Origin of the sequence: Kosakonia oryziphila, from assembly GCF_900094795.1 — a bacterium.
GTDB lineage: Bacteria > Pseudomonadota > Gammaproteobacteria > Enterobacterales > Enterobacteriaceae > Kosakonia > Kosakonia oryziphila.
Genome location: NZ_FMBC01000003.1, coordinates 67,842 through 92,057, shown reverse-complemented (window position 1 = coordinate 92,057; position 24,216 = coordinate 67,842). Strand labels below are relative to the sequence as shown.

Here is a 24,216-nt window from a genome sequence, read left to right as displayed (position 1 = left end):
TTTTTTCTTCTCACCGGTTAAAAATCTGTAATGATGTAAGGCGTTCAGCCTGGTTAAAAGGAAGGAGCCATTTATGGCGCTCTCACATTCACACGCCCCCGCCGATGCCAACGCCCGGCGTTTATTGCTGGCATTTATAGTCACTGCCATTTTTATGTTGGTGGAGGTGGTCGGTGGGATTATCTCCGGCTCGCTGGCGCTGCTGGCTGATGCCGGTCATATGCTTACCGATACCGCTGCCCTGCTCTTCGCGCTATTAGCTGTCTGGTTTGCTCGTCAGCCACCCAGCGCACATCGCACGTTTGGCTGGCTACGGCTGACAACACTGGCCGCCTTTGTGAATGCGCTGGCGCTGGTCTTGATCACCGTGTGGATTGTCTGGGAAGCACTGCAGCGCTTTTACCACCCGCAGCCAGTCGCCGGGTTAATCATGATGGTGATCGCCATTGCCGGTCTGCTGGCAAACATACTGGCGTTCTGGTTGCTACATCGCGGTAGCGAAGAGAAGAACCTTAATGTGCGTGCTGCGGCGTTGCATGTCCTTGGTGACCTGCTTGGTTCCGTTGGGGCGATCGTCGCCGCGTTGGTGATCATGCTCACCGGATGGACACCGATCGATCCGATACTATCTGTGCTGGTTTCCGCGCTGGTGTTGCGTAGCGCGTGGCACTTATTGAAGGAAAGCGTCAACGAATTGCTGGAAGGCGCACCGTCGACATTCGACATTGGCACGCTGAAACGTCATTTGCGTCGCGCCATTCCGGAAGTGCGCGATGTACACCATGTTCATGTCTGGTTGGTCGGTGAAAAACCATTAATGACGTTACATGTACAGGTTATTCCGCCGCGTAATCACGATAAGTTACTCAGTGAGATCCAGCATTTCCTCACCCATCATTACCAGATTGAGCACTCCACCGTGCAGATGGAGTATCAGCTCTGTAACGGGCCAGACTGCACGCTGGGAGAATCACAGCCTGACCATCACCATCAGTACCATCATTAATGTGAAAACGCGTGAGAACCCCGCTCACGCGCGCTGTTCATCCACATCCGGCTGCCATTAAGCGCAATGAATGTCAGGATCAGATATTCAAGCGACATCGCCCATACGCCTTGTAAAGCGAAAATCACCACGCTGATAACGTTGATGATCACCCAAAGCAGCCAGTTTTCAACATATTTGCGAGTCATCAGGATCATCGCCACAATCGACAACACCATCATGGAGGAATCCCAGAACGGGAAAGCATCCGGTTGCAGTTGCGGCATCGCCACATTCAGCCCCAGCGTTTGCATTACTGAAACGGCAATTGTCGTCAGAAATGCAAAAACAGGATCAATAAACGCGGTCATCAGGCCAATCGCAACCACACACACGGCCAACCATGCCAGCGCTTTCGGCAATGGCAACCAGCGAATTTGCAGCTCAGCCTCGTTTTGCGATGTCTGCCGTGACCAGGCGTACCAGCCGTAAATATTGGCAGCAAAGAAAAAGAGCTGGAGTAACAGGCTGGCATAGAGCTGGATCTGGAAAAAGATAATGGCGAACAGCGTGACGTTTATCAGACCAAACGCGTAATTACTGATTTTCTCCAGGCTCGCCAGCCAGATACAAAGTAAGCCCGCCAGCGTGCCTGTGGCTTCAATCCATGAGAGATCGTACCCACCTGCACCCAGCGGTATGTGTACCAGGATGTTCTGTGTACTAAAAAAATCCATTATTTCCTCAGAGCGTATCGTTACGCGTTAAAAAGTATTACGGTCGTAGTGTAGCCGCAAAATCCAGCATGCGGTTCAGCGATACTAATGCGCCTTCGCGTAGTGCCGCATCAACATGGATCTCATGCTCAGCACCGGCATGTTCCAGCCCTTCAGCAATCGCTTTCAGTCCATTCATCGCCATCCATGGACAGTGCGCACAACTACGGCAAGTTGCCCCTTCTCCCGCCGTCGGCGCTTCAAACAGATCTTTTTCCGGTACAGCTTGCTGCATTTTATAAAAGATACCCCGGTCCGTGGCGACAATAAGCTGTTGGTGCGGTAGCGTTTTCGCCGCGGCAATTAATTGGCTGGTAGACCCCACGGCATCCGCCAGTTGCACGACCGATTGCGGCGATTCCGGATGCACCAGAATAGCGGCTTGCGGGTAAAGCGCTTTCATGCGCATCAACGCCTGGGTTTTAAACTCATCGTGAACAATACATGCCCCCTGCCAGCACAGCACATCTGCACCGGTCTGTTTCTGCACGTAGCTTCCCAGATGTTTGTCCGGCGCCCAGATAATTTTCTCGCCGAGGCTATCGAGATGCTCAATCAACTCCACGGCAATACTGGAGGTCACGACCCAGTCGGCACGCGCTTTTACTGCTGCCGAGGTATTTGCGTAGACCACCACTGTGCGGTCCGGGTGAGCATCGCAGAAAGCGGTAAACTCCTCAATCGGACAGCCCAGATCGAGCGAACATTCGGCGTGTAGCGTTGGCATCAGAATGGTTTTTTCCGGGCTGAGAATTTTGGCGGTCTCGCCCATAAAACGAACGCCTGCAACCAACAGCGTAGAGGCTGGATGTCTGGCGCCAAAGCGCGCCATCTCCAGCGAATCAGCTATACAGCCACCGGTCTCTTCCGCGAGTTGTTGGATCTCCGGGTCGGTATAGTAGTGCGCAACCATCACCGCATCCCGCTCTTTCAGCAAGCGTTTGATTTTCTCGCGGTAAAATTGCTTGCCTTGCTGATCCAGCGGCAGAGGTTTTGGCGGAAAAGGATAGATTGCGGCTTCAGTGTCACACATTACGCTCATCATGCTTACTCGTTTTTCTTGCTGAACTTAACAACCGGGTTAGCCGCCATGGGAGCGGGTAATACGGCAGGGATGTTTTATATACTAAACAAGATAGCCGATTGCGTAAAAAATGTCGTGAGGAATTTTTAAGGAATGGCAGATAGCAAAAAAGCGCCGCCAGCGCCATTTTTATATTGGTGGGTCGTGCAGGATGACTCGCTTCGCTCGCCCTTCGGGCCGTCGCCGCAAGCGGCTCCGTTGTCTCACTGCACTACTCGTCTCATCCTGAGACTCGCCCTACGGGCCAACGCTGGCGCGTTGTTCAAAATTGTTCCCGACAATTTTGTCGAATCTTGTATATTGCAGATAGCAAAAAATTTCGTCCTGCGCCTTTTTTACATTGGTGGGTCGTGCAGGATTCGAACCTGCGACCAATTGATTAAAAGTCAACTGCTCTACCAACTGAGCTAACGACCCATAAAGGTAGTGACTTCGAAGATAATTTAACTGGAAACCACATTGAGTGGTGGATCGTGCAGAATGATTTGGCTTTTGCCTCGCCCTCTGGCGCCGCTGCTGTCGCAGCGTTATCCTCCACGTTTAACACCATTAGATTGATGTTAAATTGGTGGGTCGTGCAGGATTCGAACCTGCGACCAATTGATTAAAAGTCAACTGCTCTACCAACTGAGCTAACGACCCGAGTGGTGGGTGATGACGGGATCGAACCGCCGACCCCCTCCTTGTAAGGGAGGTGCTCTCCCAGCTGAGCTAATCACCCGATACTACGTGCTGGATACTGCTTTAAGTGGTGGGTCGTGCAGAATGACTCGGCTTTGCCTTGCCCTGTCGGGCCGTTGCTACGCAACGTTATCCTTCACGCTTAACATCTCCACCCCGATGTTAAATTGGTGGGTCGTGCAGGATTCGAACCTGCGACCAATTGATTAAAAGTCAACTGCTCTACCAACTGAGCTAACGACCCACTTTTACGTTGCTTCTGGTTTAAGAGATATCCCGTGGCAACGGCGGCATATATTACTGATTTAAGAATTCAGCGCAACAACAATTTCAACGAGAATAACTTAACTGCTTATGATTCATGCGACAAGACCAGAAAAAACACGATTTCTGGTCATGCGCTATGCATTACATAGAACCAAGGCGTTTTTGCGCTTGTTTCGCGCCTTCGGTACCAGGATATTTACTGACCACCTGCTGGTAAACCGCTTTCGCTTTAGCACTGTCACCTTTGTCCTGCATAATCACACCAACCTTGAACATGGCATCAGGCGCTTTAGGCGACTTCGGGTAATTTTTCACCACAGAGGCAAAGTAATAAGCAGCGTCGTCTTTTTTACCCTTGTTGTAATTCAACTGACCAAGCCAGTAGGTGGCATTCGGTATGTAGGTTGAATCTGGGTACTTTTTGACAAAATTCTGGAAAGCAGCGATCGCATCATCCTGGCGGGCTTTATCCTGTACCAGCGCAATCGCTGCATTGTAATCCGTATTCGCGTCGCCACTTTGAACTGGCGCACCAGACGTTGCCGCACCGTTATTTGCGCCCGTATCCGCTGCTGGCGCTTGCGCCGCCGCACCGCTCTGGTCGCCGGAAGCTTGCTGCGTCTGTCCCGCAGTGCCACTGCTCAGATTGCCTATCTGCTGCAAAATTTGCTGTTGGCGTTCAACCACCTGATTAAGCTGATACTGATTTTCCTGGATTTGTCCACGAAGGGTATCAATATCGGCCTGATTATCAGAAAGTTGTTGCTGGAGTTGAGTCAAAAGCTGGCTATGAGCATTAGAAATACGCTCAAGTTGAGTGACACGGTCTTCGACCGAGCCTGAGCCGACACTACTGATTGGCGCCTGCGCAGTAGCGGCCCATGGGGCCGCTATGCCAACCAGTAACGACAGACTCAACAAATGATGTCTGAAGTTACTGCTCATGCAATTCTCTTAGTAAACCAGTACGGCACGACGGTTTTTAGCGTAAGCCGCTTCGTCATGACCCAGTACTGCAGGTTTTTCTTTACCGTAAGAAACGATGGAGATCTGGTCTGCGGAAACGCCTTTACCCTGCAGGTACATTTTAACGGCGTTAGCACGACGTTCGCCCAGGGAGATGTTGTATTCCGGAGTACCACGTTCGTCCGCGTGACCTTCTACGGTGACTTTATAGGACGGGTTGCTACGCAGGAAGTTAGCGTGAGCATCCAGCATCGCAGCAAAATCAGAACGGATGTCATATTTGTCCAGATCGAAGTAAACAATGTTGTTCTGCTGCAGTTGTTGCATTTGCAGACGCGCTTGTTCTTCGGAAGACATGTTGCCATTACCGTTCATGCCAGTGCCAGCACCCATCATGCCTTCGCCGCTCTGGTCGCTGGTGTTGTTCTTGTGAGAAGAACATGCAGCAATTGCCATAACAGGCAGAGCCAGCATCAGGCCTTTCAGCACTTTGTTCAGTTGCATTTCTTTGATTCCTTTATAAATATTTATTATCACAGATACGGAGACCAGGCAGGGAATTTAACCTGACCATCAGTCGCCGGAAGACGCGCTTTGAAACGCCCATCTGTAGAAACCAGATTCAGCACGGATCCCATCCCCTGAGAAGAGCTGTAGATCACCATTGTGCCGTTAGGTGCCAGACTTGGCGTTTCATCCAGGAACGTTGACGACAGAACCTGTACGCCACCCGCTGCCAGATCTTGTTTAGCGATGTGCTGCTGACCACCGTCAGAGCTTACCATCACCATAAATTTGCCGTCACTGCTCACGTCAGCATCCTGGTTTTGTGCACCCTGCCAGGAGAGACGCTGCGCGGCGCCGCCATTGATACCTATTTTATACACCTGAGGACGTCCTGCCTGGTCAGACGTAAATGCCAGCGTCTGGCTGTCCGGGAACCAGGTCGGTTCGGTGTTGTTGCTGCGGCCATCGGTAACCTGGCGAATCTGACCAGAACCGATATCCATGACATAAATGTTCAGGCTACCGGTTTTAGACAGCGCAAACGCCAGTTTAGAACCGTCCGGCGAGAAGGCTGGCGCACCGTTGTGGCGCGGGAACGAAGCAACCTGGCGGATGCTAGCATTCGCCAGCGTCTGGATAACCAGAGCAGAACGACCACTTTCAAACGTCACGTAAGCCAGTTTGGACCCATCCGGAGACCATGCCGGAGACATCAGCGGCTGCGGAGATTTATGCACCAGGAACTGGTTGTAACCGTCATAGTCTGAAACACGCAGTTCATACGGGAACTGACTGTTCGCCGTCTGCACTACGTAAGCAATACGGGTACGGAACGCACCTTTAATACCGGTCAGTTTTTCGAATACTTCATCACTGGCGGCATGAGCGGCATAACGCAGCCACTGTTTGTTCACTTTAAAGGAGTTCTGTGCCAGCACAGTACCCGGCGCACCGGCGGTGTCCACTAGCTGGTAAGCGACGTTGTAGCTGCCGTCAGGATTCGGGGTTACCTTACCAACAACCACCGCATCGATGCCCAACGCAGACCATGCTGCCGGCTGAACTTCCTGTGCACTACCAGGCTGCTGCGGCAGGCGGGAACGATCCAGAGGATTGAATTTGCCGCTGTTGCGCAGATCCGCAGCAACGATACCGCCGGCATCTTCAGGCGCGGCACCAGGACCTGCCCACTGGAAAGGCACAACACCAATCGGGCGTGCCGAGTCCACCCCCTGGGTGATCTCGATACGTACTTCTGCGTGCAGCACTGCTGCCCACAGCATCAGAAAACCAAATACAACACGTAATGCCTGCTTCATCATATCTCCCTTATCCGGGCGGAAAACCCGCGATAATTTAGCAGAATTTTAACAAACTCATTGTGGTTTAAAGACCAGCGGCGCATTTTTGAACACTTCATACACAGCCTGACTTGGCGGCTTCGGTATTTTCGCCTGTCTTGCAGCTGTAAGAGCAGCCTGACAAAGCGCCGGGTCGCCACCTTCCGACTGAATATCTAACAGCATACCATCTGGCGCCAGTTTGATGCGTAATGTACAGGTTTTCCCCGCATAGGAGGAGGCGTCATAAAAGCGGCTTTCAATCGCCGATTTAATCTGCCCTGCATAGTTACTGATGTCAGCACCAGATGCGCCGTTATTCTTAGTGTTACCAGAACCAGCTGCGGCTGCATTACTACCTTTCGCCCCGCCACCTGTTTTCGGCGCATTCTTACCAGAGCTTAAATCGCCAAACAGATCGTCAACGCCAGCGGCGGCAGCGGCTTTTTCAGCAGCAGCTTTCTTGGCAGCGGCCGCTTTTTCGGCTGCCGCTTTCTTATCGGCTGCGGCCTTCTCTGCGGCAGCAGCTTTCGCGGCAGCAGCCTTTTCAGCGGCAGCGGCTTTCGCAGCAGCAGCCTTCTCAGCCGCAGCGGCTTTTTCAGCTGCCGCTTTTTCTGCGGCGGCTTGTTTAGCCGCTTCGGCCTGTGCTTTCTTCTCAGCGTCGGCCTGAGCTTTCTTCGCGGCTTCAGCTTCGGCTTTTTTCTTCGCATCGGCGGCGGCTTTCGCGGCTTCAGCTTCGGCTTTTTTCTGTGCGTCTGCAGCAGCTTTTGCGGCTTCAGCTTCCGCTTTTTTCTGCGCATCAGCGGCGGCTTTCTTCGCAGCTTCTGCCGCCTCTTTTGCCTGAGCAGCTGCTTTAGCTTTTGCATCGGCTGCGGCTTTCGCTGCGGCTTCTTCAGCTTGCTTCTGTTGCTGCTGTGCTTTTTTCGCCGCCTCTTCCGCTTGCTTCTGCTGTTCGGCCTGTTCGCGCGCGGCTTCCTGCGCCTGCAAACGCTCCTGCTCCAGTTGTTTCAAACGCTCCTGCTCGGCAGCCTGCTTTTCACGCAGCTCTTCTGCCTGCTGTTGCGCCTGTTTTTCGCGCTGCTCTTTGGCGCGTTGCGCACTGGCTTGCTGTTGCTGTTGGCGATTGTAATTGTCCACCACAGCACCGGGATCGACCATCACCGCATCGATCGCCGAGCCACCGCCGCCGCCTGCAGACGCATCAATATGCTCGTCGAACGAACTCCAAATCAGCAGCGCCACCAGAATTATGTGCAGCAATGCCGAGATGATTATCGCTCGCTTCAGCTTGTCGTTTTGTACGGTTGCCTTTGACACTCTCGGTTCCCAAAAACTGTCCGCCTGTCAGGCGAGTGATCAGATAGGCTGCGTCATCAAGCCAACCGATTTCACACCCGCGCTATGTAACAGGTTCAGCGCTTTAATGATTTCATCGTACGGCACGTCTTTCGCTCCGCCGATTAAGAACACGGTTTTCGGATTGGATTGCAGGCGACGCTGCGCCTCGGCAATCACCTGCTCTGGCGGTAGCTGATCCATACGATCTTTTTCCACCACCACGCTGTATTGTCCGACACCGGAAACCTCAATAATGACCGGAGGATCGTCATTAGTACTGACGGTCTGCGATTGCGTCGCATCCGGCAGATCGACCTCTACGCTCTGCGTGATGATCGGCGCTGTTGCCATAAAGATCAGCAGCAGCACCAGCAACACGTCCAGCAACGGTACAATGTTGATTTCAGATTTGAGGCCACGACTGCCTCGCCCACGCGATCTGGCCATGGATTACTCCTTGTTGCTGTCGCTGCTGGCGAATGCCTGGCGATGCAGAATAGCCGTGAACTCTTCCATAAAGTTGTCGTAATTCTGTTCCAGTTTGTTCACGCGCTGGTTCAGGCGGTTATACGCCATCACCGCCGGGATTGCGGCAAACAGACCAATTGCGGTAGCGATCAGCGCTTCCGCGATCCCCGGCGCAACCATTTGCAGTGTGGCCTGCTTCACCGCGCCCAGCGCGATAAAGGCGTGCATGATCCCCCACACCGTACCGAACAGACCGATATATGGGCTGATAGAAGCCACGGTGCCAAGGAAAGGAATGTGGTTTTCCAGATTTTCCAGCTCGCGGTTCATCGAAATACGCATCGCCCTTGATGCTCCTTCGACAATCGCTTCTGGCGCGTGACTGTTTGCGCGATGCAGACGGGCAAACTCTTTGAACCCGCTATAGAAAATTTGTTCCGAACCGCTCAGATTATCGCGGCGCCCCTGGCTTTCCTGATACAAACGCGACAGTTCAATCCCGGACCAGAACTTGTCTTCGAATGCCTCCGCTTCGCGCCCTGCTGTGTTGAGGATGCGCGTTCTCTGGATGATGATTGCCCAGGATGCGATTGAAAAACCAATCAAAATCAACATGATAAGTTTGACCAGAAGGCTTGCCTTCAGGAACAAATCAAGGATGTTCATGTCAGTCACTGCTTAAACTCCGCGACAATAGACTTGGGAAGCGCACGAGGCTTCATTAAGAGTGGATCAACACAGACAATCAGTACCTCAGCTTCATTCAGCACTTTGTTCTCTGCGTTGACAATCCGCTGCGTGAAAACCATGGCGGTACCACGCATTGATGTAATTTCCGTTTGGACTTCGAGCATGTCGTCGAGTCTGGCGGGTGCAAAATACTCCAGCACCATTTTGCGTACCACGAACGCGACGCGCTCAGCCAGCAGAACTTGTTGGCTAAAGTGATGATGGCGCAGCATCTCAGTACGAGCTCGTTCATAAAAAGCCACGTAGCTGGCGTGGTAAACCACACCACCGGCGTCAGTATCTTCGTAATAGACACGAACCGGCCATCGAAACAGCGTTGTATTCACTTTACATCCCGGTAATGCAAAAAAAGTTAGAGCTTTTAAACTTCGCTACTATACGCGCGGGGAAGGTGCTTTGGAATGGCTTCAGGTAAACGGATGGTAAAAATTTATGGGCTTTTGCAAGCCCATGAGGATAACGGATATTTCTTATTCAAAAGAAGAAAAAAATAAGCCCCACCAGCAGAACAACATCCGCGATAAGCGGGCAGAAAAACCCCTGCCAGTGAATAGCGTGCGGACGGAAACCGACGCCGTGGATAACCCCGGAACAAACCGCCCACATCAGCAGCAATCCGTGCCAGACCTCCAGCTCGCTGGTTTTCGCAGCAAAACGGGATGGATCCCAGAAAATGCAGCCAGCCAGCAGGAGCGCCATTATTAAGGAAAGGGCCCTTAACGGGCCCTTATCCATTACCGCATACAATTTTGCGATAATTTTTTCCATTACTGTTCTTCTTGTCCGGCTTTCGACGCTTCAACATGTTCCAGCGCCAGGGCGGTAATCACTCCAAAAGCACAGGCAAGAAGCGTTCCTAAAATCCATGCGAAATACCACATATTCAGCTCCTTACTTAGTACAGTGAGTGGGTATTGCTTTCAATATGTTCTTTGGTGATACGGCCGAACATTTTCCAGTAACACCAGATGGTGTAGAGCAGAACAATTGGCACAAATACCAGAGCAACATAGGTCATCAGATTCAACGTCAGTTGAGTCGATGTCGCATCCCACATGGTCAGGCTGGCCTTCAGCATGGTGCTTGACGGCATGATGAACGGAAACATCGCGACACCGGCGGTCAGAATGATGCAGGCCAGGGTCAGCGAAGAGAACACAAATGCCCATGCTGCTTTATCCAGACGCGCGGTCAGTATGGTCAGCAGCGGCAGTACTACACCCAGAGCCGGGATCACCCACAATACAGGCATGTTGTTAAAGTTAGTCAGCCAGGCGCCAGCCTGTACAGCAACGTCTTTAAGCAGTGGGTTAGACGGGGCGTGATGATCCATCACCGAGGTCACCACATAGCCATCAATACCATAAACTACCCACACACCGGCGAGTGCAAAACAGACCACTGTCACCAGTGCGGCGATCTGCACAGTAGCGCGAACACGCAGATGCAAATCACCCACGGTGCGCATTTGCAGATATGTCGCGCCCTGCGTCAGGATCATCGCCACGCTAACCACACCCGCCAGCAGACCGAACGGGTTCAGCAACTGGAAGAAGTTACCGGTGTAGAACAGACGCATATCGTTGTCGAGGTGGAATGGCACGCCCTGCAGCAGGTTGCCAAACGCCACGCCAATCACCAGCGGCGGTACAAAGCTACCGATGAAAATGCCCCAGTCCCACATTCCGCGCCAGCGATTGTCTTCAATTTTCGAACGGTAGTCGAAACCAATCGGACGAAAGAAGAGAGAAGACAGCACGAGGATCATCGCAACATAGAAGCCAGAGAATGCAGCAGCGTAAACCATCGGCCAGGCAGCGAACAACGCACCACCGGCGGTGATCAGCCAAACCTGGTTGCCGTCCCAGTGCGGCGCAATGGCGTTAATCATCACGCGGCGCTCAGTGTCGCTACGACCCAGCACGCGGGTCAGCATGCCTACACCCATGTCGAAGCCATCTGTTACAGCAAAACCAATCAGCAGAATGCCAACCAGCAGCCACCAGATAAAACGTAATACTTCATAATCGATCATTTGACGACTCCTGTCTTAGCGTGCCGGCTGAGAAGCCACACTGGACTGCTCATAGTGATAGCGACCTGTTTTCAGGCTGCTCGGCCCAAGGCGAGCAAATTTGAACATCAGGAACACTTCCGCCACCATAAACAGCGTATAAAGGCCGCAAATCAGAATCATGGAGAACAGCACATCGCCAACGGTTAACGACGAGTTAGCCAATGCGGTCGGCAACACTTCACCAATCGACCACGGTTGACGTCCGTACTCGGCAACAAACCAGCCGGTTTCTACGGCGATCCACGGCAGTGGAATACCATACAAAGCTGCACGCAACAGCCATTTCTTCTCGCCAATACGGTTACGAATCACCGTCCAGAAGGACGCAGCGATAATCAGCAGCATCAAAACACCACACGCCACCATGATACGGAACGCGAAGTACAGCGGCGCAACACGCGGAATGGAGTCTTTCGTCGCCTGCTGGATTTGCGCGTCAGTCGCATCGGTCACATTCGGCGTATAGCGTTTAAGTAACAGGCCATAACCAAGGTCTTTCTTGACGTTGTTGAACTGATCGCGAATGGACTGATCGGCAGAACCTGCACGGAGTTGCTCCAGCAACTGGTACGCTTTCATACCGTTACGGATACGCTCTTCATGTTGCACCATCAGCTCTTTGAGGCCGATAACCGGGGTATTCAACGAACGGGTCGCGATAATACCCAGCGCATAAGGGATCTGGATAGCAAATTTGTTCTCTTGCTTATCCTGGTCCGGCACGCCAAACAGGGTAAATGCCGCCGGAGCCGGCTGCGTTTCCCATTCGGCTTCAATGGCAGCCAGTTTGGTTTTCTGCACGTCACCCATTTCGTAACCGGATTCATCACCCAGCACAATAACAGACAGAACAGCGGCCATACCAAAGCTGGCAGCGATAGCAAAGGAGCGTTTAGCAAAAGCGATGTCACGCCCACGCAGCAGGTAATAAGAGCTGATACCGAGAATAAAGATAGCGCCGCAGGTATAACCGGAAGCCACGGTGTGAACGAATTTAACCTGAGCAACCGGGTTCAGCACCAGTCCGGCAAAGCTCACCATCTCCATGCGCATGGTTTCGAAGTTGAAATCAGCCGCGACGGGGTTTTGCATCCAGCCGTTAGCTACAAGGATCCACAATGCCGACAAGTTAGAACCCAGCGCGACTAACCAGGTGACTGCCATATGCTGCACTTTGCCGAGACGATCCCAACCGAAGAAGAACAGACCAACAAATGTGGATTCGAGGAAGAAGGCCATCAACCCTTCGATTGCCAGCGGAGCACCGAAGATATCCCCAACGTAGTGGGAATAGTATGACCAGTTAGTCCCGAACTGAAACTCCATCGTCAGGCCTGTTGCCACGCCCAGAGCAAAGTTGATACCAAACAACTTACCCCAGAACTTGGTCATATCTTTATAAATCTGTTTGCCGGAGAGGACATAAACCGTTTCCATAATTGCCAGCAGGAACGCCATACCGAGCGTCAGTGGCACAAACAGAAAGTGGTACATCGCAGTCAAGGCAAACTGTAAGCGCGACAGTTCGACTATATCTAACATTCTGACTCCTTGCTCATCGCATGAAGACTCCGAGAGTAAACCCCGTTAGTGCGGGTTCACACGCATGCCCCAATAGAAATTTGTTGCACTGTTTTTATTCACTGTCACATAACGTGTGGTAATGAATGAAAAAAAGTTACAACCAGGTTAATAAAATTTCGAATTGATCTCGAGCATATTAACTCGGAACACCCTTACGATAAATAGGTTTTTATTGAGTTAATTTTACATTTTTCGACAGCGATCAATTTATGCCCATCTTACCGATTCTTAGCCAATTTGATCTGCAACAATTTAACGATTTTCATAATCTTTTCCAAGCATTTAGATATTGATTTAAATCATTTTTTATTCCGTATTGTTAACTTTGTAGCCGATGTACAATTGCAGTAAAATCATTGTTAACAGCATGTTCATTTTAACGTAATCAATGGTTATCAATCGGTGGGTAAAGATAAATAATGGCGAGTATATTTAACGTTTATCATCCCCAGAAAAAAATGGATCATCCATGACAGATAAAGTGTTTGAGAAATTAGACTTATTGCACATCTTTTTTATTTTACAAATATTTCACCATTACGGTTATCATGCTTAACACCGCTCCGTGATTATTCTTTTTATTCTCGCACGCACAAAAACCATTTTATTTCAGTGGCTATTATTCAGTGGCATCCAGCGTCGTGTTGTGGCCCAGACGATAAGCGCCAGTAGACTTACGCTGGCGCCGGGCAGACAAACCTCCTGCCAGCCGACCCCGGCACCATGGCGCCCAGCCCGCTGCCTGTCGCGTAAAACAGCATATATAACGCCACCAGTGCTCCCGCAAACGTCAACAGCGCCAGCACACCACAGATTTGCAACACCCGATCGGTGCATAACAACGCCAGCATTGAAGACATCAAACGAAACCAGCTTTCAGAAACTGCGGAGGTGCGCATGACAGGCAACCGTTGTCTGAGGAGCAGCAACAGCATCATCATTACCAATGCAGAAACACCATACACCGCCCGCCATCCTGCCAGGTCGCTGATAACCCCAGCAAAAACACGTGCCAGCAATAGGCCGATAAAAACAGCGCTTTGCGCAGCACCCGCAACCCTGTCCATTGCCCGTTCTGTCGATTTAATTGGCGATCGCTGGGCCTTGCTTATCATCCGGCGCGCGGCGTTTTGGGGATTTTCAGCGTGGTCCTGGCGTGGCACGCAACATTCTTACCGACAGGTTACGCAAGCTGGTAGACGCTGGCGTTTTTGCCACTCAACCCGCATCAGATGGCACGGCGTATCAGGAATATGCGCTAACAGAGAGAGGAGAGTCGTTATTCCCGGTGGTGGTGGCACTGCGCCAGTGGGGCGAACAGCATCTTTTTGCTCCTGGAGAACCCCATTCCATATTGATCGATAGCCAGAGTGGCGAAGCCATCCCCACAATGCTGCTGCAAGCGGCTGACGGACACCGTCTTACCGCTGAAAATACTGAAGTGCGTAAATTACAACCATAAAAAAGGCCGCTACAGGAGCGGCCAATCATGTCGAGACAAGTTTTTGCTCCCCTCAGGGAGGAGCAATGGTTTTATTTAATGATAGATTTCAGGGCTTCGCCGATATCAGCGAGGCTACGCACAGTTTTCACCCCGGCAGCTTCCAGCGCAGCGAATTTCTCGTCTGCCGTACCTTTACCGCCCGCGATGATGGCGCCCGCATGGCCCATGCGTTTGCCTTTCGGTGCAGTTACACCTGCAATGTAGCCGACGACCGGTTTGGTCACATGTTCTTTGATATAAGCAGCAGCTTCTTCTTCTGCACTGCCGCCGATCTCACCGATCATGACGATCGCTTCGGTCTGCGGATCTTCCTGGAACAGCTTCAGGATGTCGATAAAGTTAGAGCCCGGGATCGGGTCACCGCCGATACCGACGCAGGTAGACTGACCAAAGCCGTAATCGGTGGTCTGTTTAACCGCTTCGTAAGTCAACGTACCGGAACGTGACACAATACCGATTTTACCCGGCTTGTGAATATGGCCCGGCATGATGCCGATTTTGCACTCGCCCGGGGTGATTACACCAGGGCAGTTCGGGCCGATCATGCGCACGCCAGCTTCGTCCAGCTTCACTTTAACCGTCAGCATATCCAGTGTCGGGATACCTTCAGTAATGGTGATGATCAGTTTGATACCTGCGTCGACTGCTTCCAGAATTGAGTCTTTGCAGAACGGCGCCGGAACGTAAATCACGCTGGCTGTTGCGCCAGTGGCTTCTACCGCTTCGCGTACGGTATTAAATACAGGCAGCCCCAGATGCGTGGTGCCGCCTTTACCAGGCGTTACACCGCCAACCATCTGCGTACCGTAGGCAATCGCCTGCTCGGAGTGGAAAGTACCCTGGCTACCGGTGAAACCCTGGCAGATAACTTTGGTATTCTTATCAATCAAAACAGACATTATTTCCCCTCCACTGCGGCAACAACTTGCTGTGCTGCATCCGTCAGACTTTTCGCTGCGATAATGTTCAGACCACTGTCCGCCAGACGTTTGGCACCCAGCTCAGCGTTGTTACCTTCCAGACGGACAACGACCGGAACGTTAACACCCACCTCTTCTACCGCACCGATGATACCGTCGGCGATCAGATCGCAACGCACGATCCCGCCGAAAATATTCACCAGCACCGCTTTCACGTTCTCATCGGAGAGGATAATTTTAAACGCTTCAGTAACACGTTCTTTGGTCGCACCGCCGCCTACGTCGAGGAAGTTAGCCGGTTCGCCGCCATGCAGCTTAACGATGTCCATGGTGCCCATCGCCAGACCAGCACCGTTCACCATGCAGCCGATGTTACCATCCAGCGCAACATAGTTCAGTTCCCACTGCGCAGCTTGTGCTTCACGCGGGTCTTCCTGCGACTGGTCGCGCATTTCGCGCAGTTCCGGCTGACGGAACAGTGCGTTGCCATCAGCGCCCAGTTTGCCGTCGAGGCAGATCAAGTCGCCCTGTTTGGTGATGACCAGCGGGTTGATTTCGATCAGCGCCAGATCGCGCTCAAGGAAAATGGTCGCCAGCCCCATGAAAATTTTGGTGAACTGCTGAACCTGTTTGCCTTCCAGACCGAGTTTGAACGCCAGTTCGCGTCCCTGGTATGGCATCGGGCCAGTCAGCGGATCAAGGGTGGTTTTGTGGATCAGGTGCGGCGTCTCTTCTGCCACTTTTTCGATTTCCACGCCGCCTTCCGTCGACGCCATGAACACCACACGGCGTGAGCTACGGTCAACAACCGCGCCCAAATAAAGCTCTTTGCCAATATCCGTTGCCGCTTCCACCAGGATCTGGTTAACCGGCTGACCATTGGCGTCTGTTTGGTAGGTTACCAAGCGTTTACCCAGCCAGTGTTCCGCAAAAGCGCGAATATCTTCTTTGCTGTTAACGACTTTTACGCCGCCCGCTTTACCACGGCCGCCCGCGTGAACCTGGCATTTCACCACCCACGGGCCAGTGCCGATTTTAGATGCGGCTTCTTCTGCTTCACGTGGGGTAGCACAGGCGTAACCAACCGGAGTCGGCAGACCTGACCGGGCAAAAAGCTGTTTCGCCTGATACTCGTGTAAGTTCATGTGTTCTATCCATCCTTCATTTAATTTGTCATGCCGGAAGCTACGCGGCTTTCCGGCCTGCAAAGCAGGTGTTTGTTATAGACCCGGCAGCCTGCGCTGCCGGGCAAAGGACACTACACATCCAGCAGCAGACGCGTCGGATCTTCCAGCATTTCTTTAATGGAAACCAGGAAACCCACAGACTCGCGTCCGTCGATCAGGCGGTGGTCATAGGAGAGCGCCAGGTACATCATCGGCAGGATTTCAACTTTGCCATCGACCGCCATTGGGCGATCTTTAATGGCGTGCATGCCAAGGATCGCACTCTGCGGCGGGTTGATGATCGGCGTGGACATCAGCGAACCGAATACACCACCGTTAGTGATGGTAAAGTTACCGCCGGTCAGATCCTCAACGGTCAGCTTGCCGTCACGGCCTTTTACCGCCAGTTCTTTAATTTTCTTCTCGATGTCGGCCATGCCCAGCGTATCCACATCACGCAGTACCGGCGTAACCAGACCACGCGGTGTGGAAACCGCCATGCTGACATCGAAATAGTTATGGTAAACCACATCTTCGCCATCAATAGAGGCGTTCACTTCCGGATAGCGTTTCAGCGCTTCAACGACCGCTTTCACGTAGAACGACATAAAGCCCAGACGAATACCGTGGCGTTTTTCAAACGCATCACCGTACTGCTTACGCAGATCCATAATTGGCTTCATGTTGACTTCGTTGAAAGTCGTCAGCATGGCAGTTGAATTTTTCGCTTCCAGCAGACGCTCAGCCACGCGTTTGCGCAGGCGGGTCATCGGCACGCGTTTTTCTGAACGACCAGCCAGTTGCGGCGCCGGGCTGCTTACCGGCTGAGCGGCAGGTTTGCTTTCGTCTTTGGCCGGAGCTTTCGCCAGGTGCTTATCTACATCTTCACGGGTGATGCGGCCGCCAACGCCGGTACCTTTAATCGCACTGGCGTCAAGGCTGTGTTCAGCCAGCAGACGACGGATCGCCGGGCTGAGCGCGTCGTTATTTTGCTCTTCCAGCGACGCCTGCTGGCGCTGAGCTGGCGTGGATTCTTTCGCTTCAGATTTGGCGCTGCTCTCTTTACCCGAGCTATTGCCCTCTTTCAGGCGGCCAAGGATCTGACGAGAAGTGACCGTCGTACCTTCGTCTTCCAGCACCGCGTCCAGAACACCGTCCGCTGAAGCCGGTACTTCCAGTACCACTTTATCCGTTTCGATTTCTACCAATACTTCATCGCGTCGGACGCTATCGCCTGGTTTTTTGTGCCAGGTCGCGACGGTCGCATCAGCAACAGACTCAGGCAGATCGGGAACAAGAATATCTACGCTACTCATTATTTATCCTTTATTGAATCGACGTTCAGCGCGTCATTCACCAGATCTTGCTGTTGCTTCTGGTGAACGGACAGATATCCCACCGCCGGGGAGGCGGAGGCCGGGCGTCCTGCATAGCGCAGAGCGGCCCCAAAAGGTATCACATCACGGAAATGATGCTGGCTGCAGTACCATGCGCCCTGGTTAAGCGGCTCTTCCTGGCACCAGACAAAATCATGTACGTGCGCATAAGGTTTCAACGCGTCCTGCACCGACTGATGCGGGAACGGGTACAACTGCTCAATACGGACGATGGCGACATCCTTCTGGTCATTTTTACGACGCTGTTCAAGCAGATCGTAATAAACCTTACCAGAACAAAGGATAACGCGTTTCACAGCTTGCGGATCCAAATCATCTACTTCGCCAATCGCCGGCATAAAGGTGCCATTTGCCAGTTCATCCAGCGTGGAAACAGCCTGCGGATGACGCAGCAGAGACTTCGGTGACATCACCACCAGTGGACGACGCATACCGCGCAGCGCCTGACGACGCAGCATATGGTAAACCTGCGCCGGGGTGGACGGGACGCAAACCTGCATGTTTTGCTCAGCGCACAGTTGCAGATAACGCTCCAGACGAGCGGAGGAGTGCTCCGGCCCCTGGCCTTCATAACCATGCGGCAACAGCATGACCAGCCCGCACATACGGCCCCACTTCTGTTCGCCGGAACTGATGAACTGGTCAATAACCACCTGCGCGCCATTAGCGAAGTCGCCGAACTGCGCTTCCCAGATGGTCAGCGTACGCGGCTCAGCGGTGGCATAGCCATATTCAAAAGCCAGAACAGCTTCTTCTGATAACACGGAGTCCCACACACGGAACGGGCCCTGGCCATTATGCACATGGCTCAGCGGTGTATAAGTTGAGCCATTGGCCTGGTTATGGATCACGGCATGGCGATGGAAGAAAGTACCGCGTCCGGAGTCTTCACCGGAGAGGCGCACCGGAATGCCCTCATCAACCAACGTGGCGTAAGCCAGCGTTTCCGCACCGCCCCAGTCGAACAACTTCTCGCCATTCGCCATTAACTGGCGATCGGCATAGATTTTCGCCACACGGGATTGCATCTCAATGGCTTCCGGCACCGTACTGATGCGCTTCGCCAGCTCTTGCAGGCGTTTCATCTCTACTTTGTTCGGGTAGCTCTCATCCCACTCGTGGTTGAGGTAGGGCGACCAGGTAAAGGAGTGCATATTCATTGGACGCCATTCAGCGACCACACACTCGCCTGCATCCAGCGCGTCGCGATACAGGTTAACCATCTCCGTGGCATCTTCCAGCGTGATGGTTTTATCCTGCTCCAGACGATCGGCATAGATTTTACGCGGCGTCGGGTGTTTTTTGATTTTCTGATACATCAACGGCTGGGTTGCACTCGGCTCGTCGGCTTCGTTATGGCCGTGACGACGGTAGCACACCAGATCGATAAACACATCACGTTTGAAGGTGTTACGGAAGTCCAGCGCAAGACGGGTAACGAAAGCAACCGCTTCCGGATCGTCCGCGTTGACGTGGAAAATCGGCGCCTGCACCATCTTACCGATATCGGTACAGTACGGCGTAGAACGGGCATCCAGCGGGTTTGAGGTGGTAAAACCGACCTGGTTGTTGATCACCACGCGTACCGTGCCGCCCACTTCATAACCGCGCGCTTTGGACATGTTCAGGGTTTCCTGTACCACGCCCTGACCCGCCACCGCCGCGTCACCATGAATGGTGATTGGCAGCACTTTATTGCTGCTCGGCTCAGAGAGACGATCAAGACGCGCACGTACGGAACCAATAACCACCGGGCTGACAATTTCAAGGTGCGACGGGTTAAACGCCAGCGCCAGGTGCACCAGACCGCCTTCGGTCTCAACATCAGACGAGAAGCCCATATGGTACTTCACGTCGCCGGTACCAAGGTGCTCTTTATGTTTACCAGCAAACTCGTCGAACAGATCTTGCGGCTGTTTGCCCAGTACGTTGACCAGCACGTTCAGACGACCACGGTGCGCCATGCCCAGCACCACTTCACGGGTACCGCTTTTACCTGCATGGCGAATCATCTCTTTCAGCAGCGGTATCAGTGCATCGCCGCCTTCCAGCGAAAAGCGTTTCGCGCCCGGGAACTTCGCCCCGAGATAACGCTCCAGGCCTTCAGCCGCTGTCAGTTCGCTTAAGAAGCGTTTTTTCTCTTCGCTGCTAAAGCTCGATTTTCCGGCTGCTGACTCAATCCGCTGCTGGATCCAGCGCTTCTCTTCAGTGCTGGTAATGTGCATGTATTCCGCGCCGATCGAACCGCAATAGGTTTCTTTCAACGCTTTGATCAATTCACCCAGCGGCAGGGTATCTTTCCCGATCGCAAAGGAACCTACGTTATAGCTGTTCTGATAATCCGCTTCGCTCAGATCGTGGTATGTCGGATCCAGATCGGCAACACGTTCTTGCTGCCACAGTCCCAACGGATCGAGATTCGCATGCTGGTGACCACGGAAGCGGTAGGCGTTGATCAACTGCAGGACTTTGACCTGCTTAACGTTAGTGTCAGGGTCGGAAATAGAGGAAGAGTAACGTGAGGCATCTTTCGCCAGTTGACGGAAATAATCACGCGTTTTGGAGTGGAACTGATCCGGTTTGACTCCGGTGCCCGGTAACTGCTGGAACATAGATCGCCAGTTAGCATCTACCGAGTCAGGATCGGTTAAGAAGTCTTCATAGAGCTGTTCTATCCAGCTCTGGTTCGACCCAGAGAGGTAAGAAGAGTCCAGCCAGGCTTTCATTGCGCCGTTCTGCATCGTGATCCCTTAAGCATTGTTATGCTTACTTCGCCGTGGATAACTACGACGTACACCGAGTAGCGCACGTCCCAGGGTTCACTTGCGGGCTCTTGGCGGCCCGCGAAGGAACCTTTAAAAACCGTTGAATAATCTGCTTCGTTCAGGCTGCGACGGCGTTGCGGCCTCACTCACCGCGGTCACATAGATGACTATGCTCCCGGGGATTCGTTCAGCCGCGCCTTGTCTCGCTCTGAACGTCTTGATTATTCTTAATAAGACAACAGTTTTTAGAGGTTTCCTGCTTTTGTATCGACAAACATCACTACTACTGTAGGCCGGATGAGCGCAAGCGCCATCCGGCACTTCGACCGCGCAGCGCCATCCGGCGCGGGCTAATTACGCACTTCTTTGCAACAACATCGACTTAATATGGCCGATGGCGCGCGTCGGGTTCAGCCCTTTCGGACATACACTGACGCAGTTCATGATGCTGTGGCAGCGGAATACGCTGAAAGCATCGCTCAACCCTTCCAGACGGCTGTCGGTTTCAGTATCGCGGCTGTCGATCAAGAAGCGATATGCCGCCAGCAAGCCAGCCGGGCCGATAAACTTATCCGGGTTCCACCAGAATGACGGACAGGATGTAGAACAGCAGGCGCAAAGAATACATTCGTACAGACCGTCGAGCTTTTCACGCTGCTCCGGTGCCTGTAAATGTTCTCTGGCCGGTGGATTTTGCCCATTATTCAATAAGTAAGGTTTAATCTTCTCATATTGGGCATAGAATTGTCCCATGTCCACCACCAAATCGCGGATAACCGGCAGTCCTGGCAGCGGACGGATAACGATTTTTTGTTTGCCGTTGCCAAGTGCGGAAATCGGGGTGATACAGGCAAGACCATTCTTACCGTTCATATTCAGGCCATCGGAACCACATACACCTTCACGGCAGGAGCGGCGGAACGACAGTGTAGAGTCCTTTTCTTTCAGCTGGATTAACGCATCCAGCAACATCATGTCACGCCCTTCTTCCGCTTCCAGCGTGTAATCCTGCATACGCGGCGCGTCGTCCACATCCGGGTTATAGCGATAAATCGAGAATTCGAGTTTCATCATCCTGTCTCCGCATTAATAAGTACGAATCTTCGGCGGGAACGCCGGACGCAGTTTCGGTTCCATATTGACGCTACGGCGCGTCATGGATTCCGTTTCTGGCAGATACAGGCTGTGGCACAACCAGTTCTCATCGTCACGATCCGGATAGTCGAAGCGGCTGTGTGCGCCACGGCTTTCGGTACGGAAGTTTGCGGAAACAGCCGTTGCGTAGGCGGTTTCCATCAGGTTATCCAGCTCAAGGCACTCAACGCGCTGGGTATTGAACTCGCTTGACGTATCATCCAGACGGGCCTCTTTCAGACGCTCACGGATCACTTTCAGTTGTTCAAGACCTTTCGCCATCGCATCACCTTCGCGGAATACCGAGAAGTTATGCTGCATACACTCTTGCAGCGCTTTACGGATGGTGACCGGATCTTCGCCGCTGCGGTTGTTATTCCAGCGGTTGAGGCGGGTAAGCGCGCCTTCGATATCCGATTCACTGGCATCGCGCAGCGCGCCCTGTTCGGCAATAGATTCTTGTAAATGAAGACCCGCCGCACGGCCAAAGACCACTAAGTCGAGCAGTGAGTTGCCGCCCAGGCGGTTGGCGCCGTGAACCGATACGCAGGCGATTTCGCCCACCGCAAATAGCCCCGGGATCACGACATCCTCGCCTTTCTCGTTCACCGTCAGCGCCTGACCGGTCACTTTGGTCGGAATACCGCCCATCATATAGTGGCAGGTCGGGATCACCGGGATTGGCTCTTTCACCGGATCCACGTGAGCAAAGGTGCGTGACAACTCCAGGATCCCCGGCAGGCGAGATTCGAGTACTTCTTTACCCAGGTGATCGAGTTTCAGTTTAGCGTGCGGTCCCCACGGACCATCGCAGCCGCGGCCTTCACGGATTTCGATCATGATGGAACGCGCCACCACATCACGACCCGCCAGGTCTTTGGCGTTTGGCGCATAGCGCTCCATAAAGCGCTCGCCGTGTTTGTTCAGCAGATAGCCGCCTTCACCACGACAGCCTTCCGTCACCAGTACCCCTGCCCCGGCGATACCGGTCGGATGGAACTGCCACATCTCCATATCCTGCACCGGAACACCCGCACGCAGCGCCATACCAACGCCGTCGCCGGTATTAATGTGCGCATTGGTAGTAGACTGGTAAATACGGCCTGCGCCGCCAGTTGCCAGCACGGTTGCACGGGCTTTGAAGTAGACGACTTCGCCGGTTTCAATACACAGTGCGGTGCAACCTACAACAGCACCATCCTGGTTTTTCACCAGATCCAGCGCGTACCACTCGGAAAAAATAGTAGTGTGGTTTTTCAGGTTCTGCTGATAAAGGGTATGCAACAGCGCATGACCAGTACGGTCTGCCGCCGCTGCGGTACGCGCCGCCTGCTCGCCGCCGAAGTTCTTCGACTGGCCGCCAAACGGACGCTGATAGATACGACCGTCATCAAGACGGGAGAACGGCAGGCCCATATGCTCCAGCTCAAGAATCGCTTCCGGGCCGGTTTTGCACATATATTCAATCGCGTCCTGGTCACCGATATAGTCGGAACCTTTTACCGTGTCATACATGTGCCATTCCCAGTTATCTTCATGGGTATTGCCCAGTGCGACGGTGATGCCGCCCTGTGCAGACACAGTGTGGGAACGGGTCGGGAAAACTTTGGAGAGCAGCGCACAGGTTTGCCCGCTCTGGGAAATTTGCAGCGCCGCGCGCATACCTGCACCGCCCGCGCCAATGACAACAGCATCAAATTCTCTGACTGGCAATTTCATTACACACCCCACACCACAACGAATCCATAAATCACGTAAGCCGCCAGCGCCACAACAATAATCAGTTGCAGAATCAGACGTACAGCCAGCGGTTTAACGTAGTCGGTCAACACTTGCCACATGCCAATCCAGGCATGGATCAGAATGGAAAACAGAGCCAGCAGAGTGAAGACTTTGGTAAAGGCGGAGGAGAAGAAACCGGTCCAGACCACCCAGGTCAGCTCGCCATGCAGGGCGAAAAAACCCACCATATAGATGATGTATAACGTCAGGACGATGGCGGTAGCACGGACAAGAATAAAATCATGTACGCCGTTGCGTCCTAATGCGGAGGCGTTGCTTACCATACGAGAACTCCTGCGAGAATTGAAAGCACGACAGTGATCACAAAAGAGAGATTAGCGGAACGTTTTCCTGCTTCGAAGGTTTCTTCCAGCCAGCCAAAATCCATCAGCATGTGGCGAATCCCGCCGACAGCATGATACGCCAGCGCGGTGAGGATGCCCCACAGAATGAATTTAACGAAGAAGCTGTTCATGATGGCAGAGGCAGCCTGGAAGCCGTCTTCAGATGACAGCGACAGGCCCAATAACCACAGCAGAATACCGACAGCCACAAACGTAATGACGCCGGAGGCGCGGTGAAGAATGGAAGCTATAGCCGTAACAGGAAACCGAATTGTTGTCAGATCCAGATTGACAGGTCTTTGTTTTTTCGCATTTTTTATCATGAATAACGCCCACATGCTATTCTTCTAGTTTCCTTCCTCCGGTCTGCGTGCGGGTCAG

At 52.9% G+C, this 24,216-nt stretch carries 23 protein-coding genes, 4 tRNA genes and 1 pseudogene; 2 read left to right on the top strand and 26 right to left on the bottom strand.

Annotation, left to right across the window (positions count from 1 at the left end; genetic code table 11):
* Positions 1-73: 73 nt before the first annotated feature.
* Positions 74-1,006 (top strand): CDF family zinc transporter ZitB, encoded by a 933-nt coding sequence (gene zitB, locus GA0061070_RS02525; RefSeq protein WP_090133369.1) that lies wholly within the window; start codon positions 74-76, stop codon positions 1,004-1,006.
* Here zitB and pnuC read toward each other — a convergent pair.
* The 18 genes from pnuC to GA0061070_RS02435 form a co-directional block, all read right to left on the bottom strand.
* The gene (gene pnuC, locus GA0061070_RS02520; protein ID WP_090133366.1) at positions 1,003-1,722 is read right to left on the bottom strand and encodes a nicotinamide riboside transporter PnuC; all 720 of its coding nucleotides are present in this window, start codon (positions 1,720-1,722) and stop codon (positions 1,003-1,005) included. The genes zitB and pnuC overlap by 4 nt on opposite strands.
* Positions 1,723-1,759: 37 nt before the next feature.
* A complete protein-coding gene (gene nadA / locus GA0061070_RS02515) occupies positions 1,760-2,803 on the bottom strand; it encodes a quinolinate synthase NadA (protein WP_090133471.1) in 1,044 nt (347 codons plus the stop codon).
* Between the two features lie 383 nt (positions 2,804-3,186).
* Positions 3,187-3,262, bottom strand: a tRNA-Lys gene (locus GA0061070_RS02510).
* A 149-nt stretch (positions 3,263-3,411) separates the two neighbouring features.
* Positions 3,412-3,487: transfer RNA gene (locus tag GA0061070_RS02505), tRNA-Lys, on the bottom strand.
* A gap of 3 nt (positions 3,488-3,490) precedes the next feature.
* A tRNA-Val gene (locus GA0061070_RS02500) sits at positions 3,491-3,566 on the bottom strand.
* Between the two features lie 128 nt (positions 3,567-3,694).
* Positions 3,695-3,770, bottom strand: a tRNA-Lys gene (locus tag GA0061070_RS02495).
* A gap of 164 nt (positions 3,771-3,934) precedes the next feature.
* On the bottom strand, positions 3,935-4,738 hold the full coding sequence (cpoB, locus tag GA0061070_RS02490; RefSeq protein ID WP_090133364.1) for a cell division protein CpoB: 804 nt from the start codon (positions 4,736-4,738) through the stop codon (positions 3,935-3,937).
* 9 nt (positions 4,739-4,747) lie between these two features.
* Positions 4,748-5,263 (bottom strand): peptidoglycan-associated lipoprotein Pal, encoded by a 516-nt coding sequence (gene pal, locus GA0061070_RS02485; RefSeq protein WP_090133362.1) that lies wholly within the window; start codon positions 5,261-5,263, stop codon positions 4,748-4,750.
* Positions 5,264-5,292: 29 nt separating this feature from the next.
* Positions 5,293-6,585, bottom strand: coding sequence for a Tol-Pal system beta propeller repeat protein TolB (tolB, locus tag GA0061070_RS02480; protein ID WP_090133360.1), 1,293 nt, complete (start codon positions 6,583-6,585; stop codon positions 5,293-5,295).
* A gap of 57 nt (positions 6,586-6,642) precedes the next feature.
* Complete coding sequence (gene tolA / locus GA0061070_RS02475; RefSeq protein WP_090133358.1) at positions 6,643-7,923, bottom strand: cell envelope integrity protein TolA; 1,281 nt, start codon at positions 7,921-7,923, stop codon at positions 6,643-6,645.
* 39 nt (positions 7,924-7,962) lie between these two features.
* Positions 7,963-8,391: a colicin uptake protein TolR gene (tolR, locus tag GA0061070_RS02470; RefSeq protein WP_061494500.1), complete on the bottom strand. Its 429-nt coding sequence runs from the start codon at positions 8,389-8,391 to the stop codon at positions 7,963-7,965.
* Positions 8,392-8,394: 3 nt separating this feature from the next.
* Positions 8,395-9,087, bottom strand: a complete 693-nt coding sequence (tolQ, locus tag GA0061070_RS02465; RefSeq protein WP_090133356.1) for a Tol-Pal system protein TolQ — start codon at positions 9,085-9,087, stop codon at positions 8,395-8,397.
* Positions 9,084-9,488 (bottom strand): tol-pal system-associated acyl-CoA thioesterase, encoded by a 405-nt coding sequence (gene ybgC, locus GA0061070_RS02460; RefSeq protein ID WP_090133354.1) that lies wholly within the window; start codon positions 9,486-9,488, stop codon positions 9,084-9,086. The genes tolQ and ybgC overlap by 4 nt, the downstream gene beginning before the upstream one ends.
* A 148-nt stretch (positions 9,489-9,636) precedes the next feature.
* On the bottom strand, positions 9,637-9,930 hold the full coding sequence (gene ybgE / locus GA0061070_RS02455) for a cyd operon protein YbgE (protein WP_090133352.1): 294 nt from the start codon (positions 9,928-9,930) through the stop codon (positions 9,637-9,639).
* On the bottom strand, positions 9,930-10,043 hold the full coding sequence (cydX, locus tag GA0061070_RS02450; protein WP_007373915.1) for a cytochrome bd-I oxidase subunit CydX: 114 nt from the start codon (positions 10,041-10,043) through the stop codon (positions 9,930-9,932). Before cydX ends, ybgE begins: the two co-directional genes overlap by 1 nt.
* A gap of 14 nt (positions 10,044-10,057) precedes the next feature.
* Positions 10,058-11,197, bottom strand: coding sequence for a cytochrome d ubiquinol oxidase subunit II (gene cydB, locus GA0061070_RS02445; RefSeq protein WP_090133350.1), 1,140 nt, complete (start codon positions 11,195-11,197; stop codon positions 10,058-10,060).
* Between the two features lie 15 nt (positions 11,198-11,212).
* Positions 11,213-12,781, bottom strand: coding sequence for a cytochrome ubiquinol oxidase subunit I (gene cydA / locus GA0061070_RS02440; protein ID WP_090133349.1), 1,569 nt, complete (start codon positions 12,779-12,781; stop codon positions 11,213-11,215).
* Positions 12,782-13,497: 716 nt separating this feature from the next.
* On the bottom strand, positions 13,498-13,890 hold the full coding sequence (locus GA0061070_RS02435; protein ID WP_482183491.1) for a hypothetical protein: 393 nt from the start codon (positions 13,888-13,890) through the stop codon (positions 13,498-13,500).
* On the opposite strand from GA0061070_RS02435, the pseudogene GA0061070_RS02430 reads away from it, so the two are divergent.
* Positions 13,850-14,285, top strand: a pseudogene (locus tag GA0061070_RS02430) (winged helix-turn-helix transcriptional regulator). The gene GA0061070_RS02435 and the pseudogene GA0061070_RS02430 sit on opposite strands and share 41 nt — an antisense overlap.
* A 71-nt stretch (positions 14,286-14,356) precedes the next feature.
* On the opposite strand, the gene sucD reads toward GA0061070_RS02430, so the two are convergent.
* The 8 genes from sucD to sdhC form a co-directional block, all read right to left on the bottom strand.
* The gene (sucD, locus tag GA0061070_RS02425) at positions 14,357-15,226 is read right to left on the bottom strand and encodes a succinate--CoA ligase subunit alpha (protein ID WP_090133347.1); all 870 of its coding nucleotides are present in this window, start codon (positions 15,224-15,226) and stop codon (positions 14,357-14,359) included.
* Positions 15,226-16,392: an ADP-forming succinate--CoA ligase subunit beta gene (sucC, locus tag GA0061070_RS02420; RefSeq protein WP_090133344.1), complete on the bottom strand. Its 1,167-nt coding sequence runs from the start codon at positions 16,390-16,392 to the stop codon at positions 15,226-15,228. The genes sucD and sucC overlap by 1 nt, the downstream gene beginning before the upstream one ends.
* 113 nt (positions 16,393-16,505) lie before the next feature.
* Complete coding sequence (odhB, locus tag GA0061070_RS02415) at positions 16,506-17,729, bottom strand: 2-oxoglutarate dehydrogenase complex dihydrolipoyllysine-residue succinyltransferase (protein ID WP_090133343.1); 1,224 nt, start codon at positions 17,727-17,729, stop codon at positions 16,506-16,508.
* Positions 17,729-20,551 (bottom strand): 2-oxoglutarate dehydrogenase E1 component, encoded by a 2,823-nt coding sequence (gene sucA / locus GA0061070_RS02410; RefSeq protein WP_090133341.1) that lies wholly within the window; start codon positions 20,549-20,551, stop codon positions 17,729-17,731. Before sucA ends, odhB begins: the two co-directional genes overlap by 1 nt.
* A 378-nt stretch (positions 20,552-20,929) precedes the next feature.
* The gene (gene sdhB / locus GA0061070_RS02405) at positions 20,930-21,646 is read right to left on the bottom strand and encodes a succinate dehydrogenase iron-sulfur subunit SdhB (protein ID WP_007373904.1); all 717 of its coding nucleotides are present in this window, start codon (positions 21,644-21,646) and stop codon (positions 20,930-20,932) included.
* Between the two features lie 15 nt (positions 21,647-21,661).
* Positions 21,662-23,428: a succinate dehydrogenase flavoprotein subunit gene (sdhA, locus tag GA0061070_RS02400; protein WP_007373903.1), complete on the bottom strand. Its 1,767-nt coding sequence runs from the start codon at positions 23,426-23,428 to the stop codon at positions 21,662-21,664.
* Positions 23,428-23,775, bottom strand: coding sequence for a succinate dehydrogenase membrane anchor subunit (sdhD, locus tag GA0061070_RS02395; protein ID WP_090118972.1), 348 nt, complete (start codon positions 23,773-23,775; stop codon positions 23,428-23,430). Before sdhD ends, sdhA begins: the two co-directional genes overlap by 1 nt.
* On the bottom strand, positions 23,769-24,173 hold the full coding sequence (gene sdhC / locus GA0061070_RS02390; protein ID WP_167353521.1) for a succinate dehydrogenase cytochrome b556 subunit: 405 nt from the start codon (positions 24,171-24,173) through the stop codon (positions 23,769-23,771). The genes sdhD and sdhC overlap by 7 nt, the downstream gene beginning before the upstream one ends.
* Positions 24,174-24,216: the final 43 nt, after the last annotated feature.